Here is a 14129-nt window from a genome sequence, read left to right as displayed (position 1 = left end):
GATTTATGGCAAGTTTACTGGATAAAATAGAATTCACACAAGAAGAAATATTAGACATAATATCATCAAAAACAGAGGAATCAATCAATATCGACTTTAAAGATGCAAGAGCATTATCTTCTGAAAATGGTAAGGAAATATCGAAAGACGTTAGTGCTTTTGCTAATTCTGATGGCGGTATGATCTTTTATGGAATAAATGAAGAAAATCATGTTGCCAGTGGATTGTCATTCATTGATGGCGATAAATACAATAAAGAGTGGCTAGAAAATAAGATAACAACTAACATTCAGCAAAGAATTGAAAATTTATTAATTATCCCAGTTCGCTTTGACAATGATATTACTAAAACTATTTACATTGTAAAAATTCCTAAATCTGGAAGCAGTCCACATATAAACGCCGATAAAAAATACTACCGCAGATTTAATTTTAAATCTGTTCCAATGGAAGAATATGAAGTTAGAGATTCATACTTAAGAGTTTCAGAAAGTCGAGTAGAATTTGATAGGTGCACTGTCAGAATGAAACGTTTGATAGACGAAATTTATATTAGCATCGAAATTCATGCAATCAATAAAGGAAATAATATTGCGGAAAAATATAGAGTTGTATGTACTATTTATGGTAATAAAAATTTCATTTGCACAACAGAAAATAAACATATTCAAACTAATACAGAGAGCTATTTTTCAATTGCAACTAATGATGTAATTCCTATATTTCCAAATGAATCTATTAATATATTATCTTTTAATTTAAGATTTCATAATTCTTTATTAGTAGATTTTTGTAAAAAAAACATCATTGATTTAACCATTTACAATCAAGGAACAATTGAAACAATAGAAGAAAATTCCATTTTAAAAGACATTGAAAAATTGGTAGAAAAAAACCCTCGTTGGTTCAAATAAACTTTCCCTTTTTTTTAATATAAACAACCTCGATGCTTCACAATATAGAGTATAAAAGTGGTCACTATGATATGAATTCCAACGACCACTTAATAATAACCTTAATGATTCTTAATAATGACTATTTAAATAAACTGTAGGGCATGAGTATCAGCATCACTGGCAAGTTTTATAACATGATAAACCATGAAAGCCTCAATGAGTGAGAGTGCATAGTCGCGACCAATAGGCGCCATTTCTGGTTTTAAAAGAATGTCATCAATATAATTGCTTCATCCCAAATTTCCCTCATTAAACAAGCATCAATAACTATTCCTAGTGCACTACAATTACTTCTACGTTAAAATTGTTTTCCCCCTTTGTTCTTTCTCCATTCAGGTCATTGAAGTTTGAAATGTCGCGAGTTTTCTTGTAGGGATCGTAGACAAAACAAAATAGTTTTCTCATCCATTTACATTGATGGTAAGATTCAAAATCAACCTTAAGCTGCTCAATGAAATGAGTTTCGTTAGAATCTTTAACTTTGATCATTTTTACCTCAATTAAAATTTTTTCTTCACGAAGTATTAAGTCTATTTTTGTTGATTTCCCACCTACTTTTGAAATTGGATCTTCATCCCGGAGATTTGGAAACAGTGATTTAAGTATTACATACAAAATATCTTGAACATCATATTCATCCTCAATTATAAAATTAGGATGATTTAACCTTCTACCACTAATTATTTTTTGAATTGCATTACTGAAATTATTCAGAACATCACGAACCATTTCGTCAGCGCTCTTGTTCACAAACTTTGTTTGAAGCAAAGCGTTTTCAATATCCTCCAATAGGATTTGTAATTGAACATCAATGTCAGCTCCTAATGTGGCACTTTGTAATGCTATATTTAATTCTGTTTCTTTTACTGTATTTATATCGAATACTGTATTTATTAGAACTGCTAAAGAATTATCATGAAGTCCCAAAACTTCTTTTGATAATTGAACTTGTAAAGACGGTTCTATTTTGCTCAAAAAGTATTTCTGTTTTAAATCACCTTGCTGATACTTTTCAATCATTTGTTCACGAAGTTGATTTTTTGCGCATAAATATAGCCCGGAAAATTTGTATATATTGGAAGTTGCGCTTATTCCCTTAATCGGAGGCTTAGAAACTAATGCTATAACTTTGGAAATTTCAGCAGACTCTTTTTTATAACCAACCAGCGCAATTTCTTCTTCTGGGCTCAATTCAAAAGTTTGATTAGGTAAATCTTCAAAAGATCGGATATGCCAATAGGCAGCAAGCTCAATGTTTTTGTATTGAATCAGCTTTTCCCTATTATGTTTTAATATTTCTCTTAAATAAACCATAATTTTTCACTTACTGCTTTTAATCTTTCATAATCCCATCCTTCTACTTTTTTTAGTTCTTCAGTCATTTTAGCCATCAAGGAAGGGTACATAATAGTTACTGTCCTTTTAGAAGGCATATAGCTTCTATGGGATAAATGGGAAAACCAATAGACTTGTTTTGCTAAGTAGAATAAACTTGTAAAGGTTGAACGTTTGTCTAAATCAATTTTTAAAGGCAAGTCACTTTTTCCAACAAAATGAAGCAATGCCGAATGCTTACTTAGTTGAACATATGTTCCTTGTCTGATGTCGCTATTTCCATCATTGTTATACAATCGGAAATTATGACCATATGCCAAATGAACCAACGCAAACTCAAAATTAAAATTCGTAAACCTTTCTTTTAATTTGTTAATGGCTTTTATTTCATATTCTTCGCTGGCCGATTTGAACAAATGAAAAATCAAACGGAATGTACCCGACTTACTCATTTCCTCAACCAAGGGCTGTAATGTTTTAAAAAGGTGGTTTTCTAAATTCTCAGCATAATTATCGAACGAAGAAAGGGGTGAACAATCTCCCGTCATATATCTCCCATCATTATGAAATACTTGCGCTATTCCTAAAACAAACTGACCGTTTTCTGAAAGTGTAGATCCAATTCCAATAACCAGTTCGTCTTTAAGTTTTTCTTCCTTTTCAATTGTCCAAGCCGTACCGCCAAGTTTTGCATACGAGTTAAGAGCAATATTAGTCATCGTAAAAGCATTCAAATTTTGTCTGATAGTTTCAATCTGAATATCCTGCGTTGGAATTCCATTGCCAATAAACTTTGCTTTGCAAACGTAGTAAGGTGAATTGCTCGGGCTTAATTTTTCTTGTGCTTCATTTACAATAACATAAACTAAATCACAATTAAGTAAAGTTTCGTCATAAAGAACTTCTTTATAGCTTTCTAAATCTTTGCTGTTAATTGTTTTGAAGTGAATGTTTAAGGCGTTGAAATGAAATACTTCTTTCAACTTTGCCTCCGTTTTTCTGACGAACCCTTCTGTTTCGCCTTGGTATTCTGATGGGCAAATAATACCAATATTGATTTGCTTATTTTGATAAAGTTCAAGTGAATAAGGCTGATATGCCTTAACCATTTGATCATAATATTGTAAGCCTTGTGTATTTTTACGGTTGCTGTAAAAGTATCGCTGTGGCTTACCAATAATTTCAGATTTTATTAATTCATCCTCAAATGGCAGGTACTTTTTAGAAATTGAATTTATTTCCAAGCCAAAAGGCAATTGAATTTGCGATTTGTTCTTTTCAAGCCATTTATAAAAATTATCTATTACTGCAAATACTTTAGCGTTCCTGTTTTCATTATTGATGATCTGATCATATTCGGTCGTCGCTCCTTTAGTCTCTAAGAATCTTTTTAGTGACTGTCTGTTTGCATAAATTCGTTCTTCATCGCCCTTCAAACCCTTAATATCAATTCCGTATTTTTCAAATTCTGTCTTACTCCAAGTAAATGAATTTTTAAGTGATGTCGATAATGAAAAGCCTAAAAGCAATTTGCTTTCTTTGAAAAAAAAACAGGGTAAAAAACTAACAATTCTGTTGACTGTCAAACCTTCAATGCTACTATTAAGGATGTCTTTTGGAGAAATAATTTCCCAACAATTTGAATGTTTATTCTTGAAAATTTTGTACCCTTTCGGCTCTATGAAGTCAATAATTGACCTTTCTAATATTTTTGAGAGCACTTTAGTTTTCTCTGATAAGTCAATATTTATTGGATAGACATTTTCAGGAAGGTGGGCTTTATTGTTCTTTTTCCAAATTAAAAGATTCTCGTCATCACGGTAGAAGAAAATATCAGGAAAACTATCTTTTAACGCAAAGAAAGCTTCCTTCGAAGCATATTTACTATATTGAATTGAATCAATTAAAACTGCTTTTGCAGGAATATCTACTTGATAAAAATTTAAAAATAGTCCGCTCATTATTTTAATTTTTCAATTTTTTTTATCTAATACACTTCTTAATATTTATTCATAAATTTAATTGCCACGCAACAACAATATGGCTTTACTCACTTAATTTAAAAAAAAACTACTTCAAATAACTAATTATTCGCAAAAAATTTGATGCTATAATTTTTTCTACTTCTTGTTTAGTAACTTTCCATTCTTCTGCTAAAAAATTAACAACAGAAGATGTTTCTCCCGGTTTCAATGGCAAATTCTTTTCATTTATAAAAGGTCCATCTGTTTCAGTCAAAATAAAATTTTTAGGTATTTTAGAAATAATTTTCCTTCCGGCAGAAGATTTAATCATTGCTGGATTAATAGAAAAATAATACCCGCTGCTCACAATAGAGTCAATTATACCTAACTCGCCTGAATACCAATGAAAGATAGCTGCTGTAATATCATATTTTATTAAAAGTTCTAAAACTTCTTTTTCTGCCTTTCTAGAATGGATACTTAGTATCTTTTTTTTACCAGAAACAATGTTTAGTATTTTAGTAAACGTCTCGATTTGTATAGTTTTTGTAGATATACCTTCTCTCGAAAAGTCTAGCCCAACTTCTCCAATATATGATGTTTTATCAATATTAGTAAGAAATAATTTAAACTCTTTTTGGTGTGAATCTGCCATTAAGGGATGCATTCCTAAAGCTAATCTTATCTTTCTTAATGATTGAAAATGTGGATATCCCATTTCAAAATGACTTGGAAGATTAGTCATTGCTAAAACCGTAATATCAGATTTTATGCATTCTTGCAAAATTTGTTTTGGATTATTATATAAATCTATGTGGCAATGGGTATCAACATTCATTACAAATTCAATTCCGATTTTACAAAATTACTCCCTTTATCGCTAAATAATTGCTTAACTTCTAGTTTTGACCTTAACACCATTTTAGCATATTCTTCAAGAAGACTAATCTCTATATTTCCATTAACTAACAAATCTCTTTTCATTTTCTCCAAAGATATGTTTTTTTTCAAGTAACTGAATAGTGCTGGTAAATCATTATTCCCTAAAGATGAAACTTTTGTAATAAAGTTTCCATACTGATCTTCATTATCCATGCCAGCTTTATTCAATGCCGCTCGCCTATAAACACAAGGCATGCATCTTCCACAACTATGATTCTCATTAGGATTGTCAAAATGAAATTGTCTAAACCCTCTTTTACCACAAGAAACCGAATCTGTATAAATACTTTTTAAAAATATTTGGTTTGTACATTCAATAAACATTTCTCCTTTTGTCTTAAAAGTATAGGGATTATGTATTACTGTCGATAACCTCAATTCTACAAGTAATTCTTGAATATTTTTTAAAACATAAGGATGCGTTGTTCTTGTACTTAAAGAACTTACTCTAGATGGCGTGAGAGGATAATTGATTGAAATTGTACCGTTTTCGGGAATTATTAATTCATCAGTAGATGACAGATAAATACCTAAACCAATAAAAAAAAGTGAACGACTTCGATAATTCTTCTCAATACTTACGCTATTACCATCAATGTCTTTTCTTGATAATGCCAATTTCGATTGTACCCAATATATCTTATTTGGGTATTGGGTCATTAAATGCCTTAATAACTTTCTTTGATCTCCATTTGGTCCTGGAGATTTTGAATCAAAATGAGAAACCAAAAGTATTCTTTCACCATTACTAAGCTTTTCCAATTCATCAATAACTCCAATTAAAGAATCCAATCCGCCTGAGAATAAACTTACAGATTTGATAAGATTTTTATCATAATTTGGAACTTTCCTTCTATTTGTACGTGGTTGAAATAAATCAACATCTTCTATTTCTCGGAATGAAATCTGCCAATTATCTCCTGTTAAGAAGTCTAAAGTTTGTTTTAGTTTATCTTCTTTACCGTTCCAAACAGCTAAGTTATTCACAGGAAACTCTACTTCTATATCTCTTGTCCAACCATCATTTGAATAAATAGCCCGATTAAGTAAATTATCGACTCCATAAACAATCGCAGATATCAGAAAAAAATCAAATTTTACAGAGACAAAATCAGTCGTGAAATCAAAAACTTTTTCATAACCTAAAAAAGATAATGGAATCCTTCTGTTTACTCCGTTATCTATGTAACAAAGATGCAAGTCTGAAAACTTGCCATAATGAGCATCGTCAATAACTATATTTACTATCATAACTATTCAAATACGGTTAATACATCTTGTTGGATATTTTTTACAAGTCTATCTGCTTCTTGGGAACTCCAATCAATATTTTGCAATGGATTCTTTTTGTTCATATCGGCAACTCTTTCCACTATGAAATTTTTTATTTGACTGAAAAGATTATTACAATCACTTTCATTCTTATTTTTTATTAAATTCTCATAAAACCACTTTGATAAAAGCTCATTAATGTAATACCCAAAATATTTAATTATTACATCTTCCAATCTACTAGTCGTGAAGCTTTCTTCTAATAGAGTTTGTACTCTGTCAATGGATTCAGCTTGTCCAATTAGTTCTTCCAATAATAGTCTTGTAGCTTCTTTTGCCGCATTATCATCAATTGATGTAGCACTCCCAGAACAATATTCGATCAGGTGATTAATTACATCACCAACCGTTTTATTATCAATATCTGTTAAACCAGTAGATGCAAGAGTTTCTCTAATATTATTACCTGAACTGATAAAAGTTGAAAAAACTCCTCCAATTTTCTTTGCAGTCTTGATACTACTTCTTCCTCCAGCTTTTGAGCCACCGCGTCCCCCTGCCGATGCTCCCCCCAATGCCTTAACAAAATTTCGCATTATATTCTGTAGTTTTGGTGCAGGAAGACTAGAAGAATCGCAATTTGAGGTAAGCGAAGAGCTAAGTGGCCCCCAATTCGGAACCATCGTGTGTTTTACATCAGAAAATGACTTAGATGTTCCCATTTTTATTTTTTTAGATTAAACGCCTTACTTGCTCTTGTTTTTCCATCTTTGAAATAATCATTCAAAAAAGTTCCTATTTCAGTTTCTGATTTAAAGTCTGCTAATCTCGTAGCAACCGCAGGTTCAATATCTGATACGCTGATTATTTTAAGAGTTTCCATATATTGATAAACTGTATTTTCTATTTTATCTTCTGTCATTGCATTGAAAATGTCATACAACCTTTTTTGCTGAGGATTTCTTTTTAAATTTGAAGATAAAAGATTGAAAAACGCATCTTTCTCAATATCACTAAAAGGTTGAAATTTTTCAGATAGTAAAGATTTTGTAACTGCTGCCGTCATATTATCCGGTAATAACTCATTAAATAATGACCTTACTACTGGCGGAATCATACTTGTTGAAGTAATAGAATTTTCTAACTTATCGCGAGCAATCCAATAATAATCCCTTAAATCAATTCCTGTTAATAAAGGTTCTATTTGAAACCATTTTATTATTTTAGGTTTACTCCATTCTTTGAAATCAGAATCTTTAATTTCTGAAATAACGTCTTCAATCCCTTTGTCTTTGCATAGAGCCTCTATATTGGTTATTTCTTTTGGCACTCCATCTTGAATTATTTGCCATTCAAATAACTTCTTGAATAACTTAGGTTCAGAATATTCAAGTATCATCATTTTTGCAAGAACGGCGTCATTAAAGCTTACTAACGACGCAACTTCTGCCAGCCTTTTTCTGATAGTATAAGTATTTAGAAAACGTTTAATCTGTCGGGGATTTCCATACAAACTATTTGTAATTAAGGGCACTAATGAAGGAATTGTAATTACATTGTCCTTAACTTTTCCAAATTCTTGGGCTTCCAAAATCTTTTCGAAGTTTGACAATCCAAATGCAGAATATTTGTTAGTTATTCTATACTTTTTAAATTCATCAAGCACATTTTTAAATTTCGTATCGCCAACCTCTTTTTTACAGATTAACATTGAAATGTAAGTTTCAACTTCTGATTCTGAAAGTCTTGGAAGAGAATAGGGAAGCTGAATTAATTTTTCCAAATAATCAATAACAATTCTGTTATTATCTTCTTCAATTTCTTTGTTACTTTTGTATTTATGTTCGATTGCATATTTCACAATTCTGGGATCAGCTCCAATAATAAATGCAGTTTTTGGCACGTTGAGGAAAAGTTTAATAGCTTCAAGATTCTCTATAATTCTTTCAGGACTACATCTATCAAGATCATCAATTATAACCACTAATCTTTTAAAACCAGTAGAGGCTAATAAATCATAGAAATCCTTTCTAAGATCCGCTATTGCATTTGTCGAGCTATTATTCCCTTCTTTTTTTTGCTTTATAAATGATTCATAAATCTCTTTCCCTTCTTTTGATTGAAGCTTTTCAATTATCTTTTCGGGAGAATCACTCCATTGTGAAATTATCTGAATAGATGCGGGCACTAAGCTCACCCCTCCAGTAAAATATGCTGAAACCGCTGGTAATGCAACATTTTTTAAAACCATCCCCGCGCCTCGCATCCAATCAATAGATTTCCATAGTTTTTTCGCTTTCTCTTTTACTGCATCTTTTATTTCGGCAGTAATTTTTTTGTTATCTTCCAGTTCTTTAAGAATTGAATTGAGTAATGCCGCTTTAGCATCATCATAACCCTCAAAAGTCCATCCGTTAAAGTATATACAAAGCGACTCTTTATCCTCGTCTTTATCAAACTCTTCTTTTACTATTTGTAATATGCTAGATTTTCCGCTTCCCCAGTCACCAAAAACACCAATTGTAATTGGCAAAATCGATTCATCTTTAATGATATTCACCAATAGATCTGCATGTACTTTAAACCCTAATAAATCCTCTGATGTTTCGTTATCTGCCCACATTTATATAATTTTTATTAAAACATTTTATAAATAATTTTCGTAAAAGTATGTTATTCAATCCAGAAGAAATTACGGTTTTCCATAATGAATTATAAAATCGTTAAAATTAAATATTATATAATCCTACAATAAATCATCATATCTAAATTTGATCGGAAGGTATATTAAACCAAAATAAATGACAACAGTATTTATACTGCTTTTTATATTTTTATTACAAAACATATCGCAATAATTTAATAATTCGATTTTACGATTTTTATAGTTAGATAATTGAAAAAAACAATTTAAGATGTAGTTCTATATTGGTAAATAAATTTAGATATTTGGTTGAATATTAATTATTTTAGAAAACGGTAATTTATTATATTAGCAAAAAAGTAAATTCCGTATATGATTATAAAAACCTTCAAAAAAATTCCTGAGACCTCTTTGAAATCTTTTTACTTAGAGTTTCGTTTTATAAATCCAAAAACTGAAAACCAATATAAACTACCATTAATTATTCAAGTAGCTGATAAACTAGATGCAATAAGGTTTCAAGCAGAACTTTTAGGCGTTTTAACAAAAGAAATGACAATAATACAAATGAAGAAAATGATGTCTGTATCTTTAAACAAATTAGATTTTATAAAGGAACAGATTTCTATTTCGCAAAAAATAAATGGTTTTGAGATAATAAAAATAAACATTGAAGAGATTAGCTCACAAAATGTACAAAAAGTAATTTCTTATACAATTAGGGTAAATGTTATAAAGAAAATTAAAACTCCAATTCCAAAAGGTAGTGGAGAACTTTTTACTTTGATAATAGATAAAAACGTTTTAGAATAATTATTAAAATGCAAAAAAAACAGTACTTATTAAAACTTGAATTTTGATCAATATAATCTAAGAGCTATAATTTAAGAACTATAATTTAATCTTTATCTAAAAATAAACTCTACCTTCAAAATTGATTTGACTTTGTTTTTTATCAAAGGCTCTTTGATAAAAATTAAATGTTTATATTATTAATCTTTTTAACATTTAACCCTTACGATACATACAAACCGCTATCAATGCAAAATAACAAATAATTTTCTTACAAATTAACTTAAAAATAAACCGATTTCTTTAAATCTTGCATAAAATGATTTGGAATTTGTAACGTAGAGGTCACTCTACGGGACATAAAGACTGCAAATATTTACAAGAATGAGACTTAGAAAAATAGAAATAAAGGACATAAATAAAGTTCATTTTTTAAGAATAGACTTTGAATACAGAAATGCATATTGCGAATTTCACTTCCAGAAATTAGTTTTGTCCTATTGAGTAATATAAAATGCTTTTAAACTACAAATAAGATAGAAATTAATAGATCATTACTAAGGGCAGAAACGATACTTTGAGTTTTGTGGCAGAATCGTGGCACAAACTATTTTTAACAATTAAGAATCCAGCAAAATCAAGACCTAAGGAGTTTAGGTTCGAAACTTTTAGAAACTTAGTAAAAACATTTTTAAGAATAAAATATTGAAATAGACATAATTGAATTTAGGTGCAGAATCGGTGCATCAATTTCATAAGACAGTTTAAAACATTGTTAAACAATCACTTGAAACCTTAAGTTCGAAACATTACTAACATTAAAAACTGTTATAATATTTAGCAATCGGAGATTTGTGGCAAAATCGTGGCACACGGTGTTTTTCAAAACTAGAAAGTCAACAAAATAAGGTGCTGACGAGTTTAGGTTCGAATATATTAAAAAACCTTATGTAACTCCCTTTTTATTTTACTTGTTTTTTTGTTCTAGAAGGTTCGAGTCCTGTTCCTGTTATGCAACTCTCTAAAAAAAAATTAAACTTGGCACTTCCCCTCCAACAAAAGTTTTTCCTTTTTATAAAACTAATTTAAATCTTCTCCTTAACTCTCATATTTACCAGAATTCTTTTTATAAAACCTATTTTATAAAAGAGTCGTGTTAAAAGCAGGAAAAGTGAGATTCTGTTCATCAAAATTCCATTTATTAATATAAGGATTATAATGACATTCATCTTCAAAATACCACTCATTTACTTTCTTTTGTACAGGATTTCTATTATCAACACACATATATCTAAACTCGCAATCTTTGCAAACCTCTATAAAATCTTTTTTTACATACCATATTTTTTTAAAATCTGTATGATTGATTATATTTTCAAGACTATTATTTTGTATGTTCCCAAAAATAATTTTCGCAAATGGGGAATTCTTAACATCTCCGATTTCAGAAATAAAAACTTTTTTATGAAAGAAATTATTGTAGTTATAAGATTCTGTAAATAGCTTAATATTTATTACGAAATTATTCTCACCTTTAATTTTTAAAATTTCATCCTTGTTATACTCTTTCTGAGAAAAAATTAAATGCCCCATTCCGTTGTTTAAAATAGTTTTATTATGGCTGGTTGTCGGGCTGCTAAATATTGTAACTATATTAATTCTTGGGTACTTAAGCATCATCTCAAGCATACACTCTTCATTATAATCAATGCTATAATCAACAATTATATCAATTGAAAAAATTATCGAATCGTTAATCAAAAGCAAAATGTTTTCAATTTCAATAATTTTAACTGGAATCAAAAATCTCACTATTAAGAAATTACAATTCATTAGTTCTAACTGACAAATACTCTTAACAAATAAATCATAATCCCCATTATAGTCTATAACTGCGTTTGAAATTTTTGCAGGATAATCAAATTTCAAATCAATAGCAGGATAATTGTCTTTTTCAGAAATATCTAAAATTTCATATATATATTCTTCCCTCAAGAGAAAGTCAATGTACTCATTAAAAATTTCTGTGGATTCATCATCTAAAATATTATGATAGCTGAAGATATCAATGACTTCATCGATAATTATTTCATAAAGACTATTTGGAATAAAATCAAATTTTTTTCTTGTTATATCACATATTACACTTCGAGAATATCCTTTTACAGCAAAACAATCTGCAAATAATTTGTAATATCTATTTTTCGTTTTCAAAATATAGCATAATAGGTTTATAACATGAATAAGGTATAAATGAGTTTGTATTGTACTTTTCTATACTTATATGCTTTTTTTTCTTTACTTCTTCAGAAACAAAAAAAACGGAATTAAATGGCAACTGCATTTTGGTAGTATCGGACTTTAAGAGTTCTTTTATTTTATGCATTTGAAAGTTCTTTTGCTATTTCTTTTTCTAAATAATAATTACACGGCAATGATACTTGGGCAAATTGACCAATAGGATTTACTTCAAGAAAGTAGTATTCATTTTTTGGAGTCAAAATTAAATCATATGATCCTGTATTTAGTGCTAGTTCCTGATTGATTTTTTTTAATTTTTCGATCACGTCATCAGGTAGTTTGTAGGGCACAACCCTATTAGGCTTGTCTTTATTGTAATTTCTAAAGTCAATTTTTGTCTGGACATCATTTTGAGAAAAAATCGCAGATGGATAAAATTTATCGTTCAAAAAGAAAACTCGCAATTCGATTTTCTTTTCTACATATTGTTGAAATAATGAAACACCAAAATTATCCGTGCAATCTTTAATATCACTTAGTTCTATAATTCTTGTTTTGGCAGAATAATCAACATTATTCGCTAAAAATCCTGGTAATCCATATAAACTTTTAGAAATAATCTGAGGATGCTTTTTATAAAACTTTAAAAGCTCAATTTTTTCTGTCGTAATTATAAAATCAGGAATCTTAAATCCCATATTTTTTGCAACCTCACATGCAATTATTTTATTATTTTGTGAAGTTTTATAATTCCCGATACTTTTAACATTCTTTAGAAGGTAATGATCTATAGCTTCTTTTATAATCAAATTTTCTCCTTTTAGATATCCCTCAATGGGAATTTTCATTTCGACGTTTTGATTCAATTTGCTTTCAAAATCAAAACTTCCTCTTCTAAACCAATAGCTTTTAAATTGACTTAAATCAATAATTTTGTCATTAATTTTAATTCGAAAAATATTTTCTGAAAAAGTAATCTGATCTATAAAACTTTTATTATTTAAGCGTATAAAATCTTCATTTGTATCACATAGCCATTGAATAACTACACTTGTTGAATAATCTTGCGAAATACTTTGAATTAAAATCATTGTTCAATATAATTATCCGGAAGTAAAAATCCCTTTTCTTTTGCGTACTCCCTTAAAGACGGAAGACCAATTGAAGCTCTAAGACTATCTACTTTTGCAGGATATTTTAACAGATGAATTTTTTTTGTTTTATAATTCCTGAAATGTCCATACACCTGAGGAACTCCTTTTTCCATTATTGACTGCATATTATCTACTAATTGTAAATAAGTATAAGGCGAATATGTTTTTCCTGAACAAATCTCTTCTTTTAGTCTTGGCTCAAAAAAATTAAAATTTACCTCATCAATCGAATCATTGCATGTACGATGCATAAACATTAATGAAATCGCCGTTGTCAAATTCCCTATCTGATTACTATGAGGTAATAGCCCTTTATTCTTAGCAATTAAATAATAACGTAATTGCGTTAAATTATTCTGAAAAACTTTATTTCTGATAGGATATTGCTGTTTTCTTCCACCATAAAAATCTTCTTTTGCCAGATATTGATCTGTATTGACTAAATACAATACTTTATTATACATCTCTTCATCATAAGTACTGTAAAAAACACTTCTCCATTTTGAATACTTTTTTTTAACTTTTTCTAATATTTCACCAGGTATATAATTTGTATAGTCTCCGTCAATTGTTAAACCTTTTTTAATACCTTTTTTTAAATATTTGTTGCCAATTTTATTTTTTTTCAACTTAAAAGCATATTCAATAATGGATGGAAAAACATTATCCAAACCACTTTTATTCATTTCAATATATATATTTAATTTTTCACTATCACTTTTAGCTTTACTAAGTTGCGCATACATATTTACTGTTTTGCATTGTGAAATCGAAAGTGAACTTTTAAAAATAAAAAGAAACAGTATAATGTATTTCATAAATTATTATT

Annotated in this window: 11 protein-coding genes; 2 read left to right on the top strand and 9 right to left on the bottom strand. The window is 29.2% G+C overall.

Going from position 1 to position 14129, the window contains the following annotated elements; translation table 11 throughout:
- Window positions 1-5 precede the first annotated feature (5 nt).
- Window positions 6-914, top strand: coding sequence for a helix-turn-helix domain-containing protein (locus tag EAH81_RS06180; RefSeq protein WP_140504889.1), 909 nt, complete (start codon window positions 6-8; stop codon window positions 912-914).
- A 315-nt stretch (window positions 915-1229) separates the two neighbouring features.
- Here EAH81_RS06180 and EAH81_RS06175 read toward each other — a convergent pair whose 3' ends face one another.
- The 6 genes from EAH81_RS06175 to EAH81_RS06150 form a co-directional block, all read right to left on the bottom strand.
- Window positions 1230-2270, bottom strand: coding sequence for a hypothetical protein (locus EAH81_RS06175; protein WP_140504887.1), 1041 nt, complete (start codon window positions 2268-2270; stop codon window positions 1230-1232).
- Complete coding sequence (locus EAH81_RS06170; RefSeq protein ID WP_140504885.1) at window positions 2258-4252, bottom strand: argonaute/piwi family protein; 1995 nt, start codon at window positions 4250-4252, stop codon at window positions 2258-2260. Before EAH81_RS06170 ends, EAH81_RS06175 begins: the two co-directional genes overlap by 13 nt.
- Before the next feature lie 109 nt (window positions 4253-4361).
- On the bottom strand, window positions 4362-5093 hold the full coding sequence (gene qatD / locus EAH81_RS06165) for a Qat anti-phage system TatD family nuclease QatD (protein ID WP_140504883.1): 732 nt from the start codon (window positions 5091-5093) through the stop codon (window positions 4362-4364).
- Window positions 5093-6448, bottom strand: coding sequence for a Qat anti-phage system QueC-like protein QatC (qatC, locus tag EAH81_RS06160; RefSeq protein ID WP_140504881.1), 1356 nt, complete (start codon window positions 6446-6448; stop codon window positions 5093-5095). Before qatC ends, qatD begins: the two co-directional genes overlap by 1 nt.
- A 2-nt stretch (window positions 6449-6450) precedes the next feature.
- Window positions 6451-7191 carry a hypothetical protein gene (locus tag EAH81_RS06155; protein ID WP_140504879.1) on the bottom strand — a complete coding sequence of 247 codons (741 nt, stop codon included), beginning with the start codon at window positions 7189-7191 and terminating at the stop codon, window positions 6451-6453.
- 2 nt (window positions 7192-7193) lie between these two features.
- A complete protein-coding gene (locus EAH81_RS06150) occupies window positions 7194-9092 on the bottom strand; it encodes a P-loop NTPase fold protein (RefSeq protein ID WP_140504877.1) in 1899 nt (632 codons plus the stop codon).
- A gap of 393 nt (window positions 9093-9485) precedes the next feature.
- On the opposite strand from EAH81_RS06150, the gene EAH81_RS06145 reads away from it, so the two are divergent.
- On the top strand, window positions 9486-9926 hold the full coding sequence (locus tag EAH81_RS06145; protein WP_140504875.1) for a hypothetical protein: 441 nt from the start codon (window positions 9486-9488) through the stop codon (window positions 9924-9926).
- A gap of 1119 nt (window positions 9927-11045) precedes the next feature.
- Here the strand turns inward: EAH81_RS06145 and gwsS are convergent.
- From gwsS to EAH81_RS06130, 3 genes are all read right to left on the bottom strand, one after another.
- Window positions 11046-12119: a grasp-with-spasm system SPASM domain peptide maturase gene (gwsS, locus tag EAH81_RS06140; protein ID WP_161595787.1), complete on the bottom strand. Its 1074-nt coding sequence runs from the start codon at window positions 12117-12119 to the stop codon at window positions 11046-11048.
- A 164-nt stretch (window positions 12120-12283) separates the two neighbouring features.
- Complete coding sequence (gwsG, locus tag EAH81_RS06135) at window positions 12284-13237, bottom strand: grasp-with-spasm system ATP-grasp peptide maturase (RefSeq protein WP_140504871.1); 954 nt, start codon at window positions 13235-13237, stop codon at window positions 12284-12286.
- Window positions 13234-14118: a hypothetical protein gene (locus EAH81_RS06130; protein ID WP_140504869.1), complete on the bottom strand. Its 885-nt coding sequence runs from the start codon at window positions 14116-14118 to the stop codon at window positions 13234-13236. Before EAH81_RS06130 ends, gwsG begins: the two co-directional genes overlap by 4 nt.
- Window positions 14119-14129: the final 11 nt, after the last annotated feature.

This window comes from Flavobacterium pectinovorum (assembly GCF_006438875.1).
In the GTDB taxonomy this organism is placed as follows: Bacteria; Bacteroidota; Bacteroidia; order Flavobacteriales; family Flavobacteriaceae; genus Flavobacterium; species Flavobacterium pectinovorum_A.
This window is presented reverse-complemented; position numbering and strand designations above follow the sequence as displayed.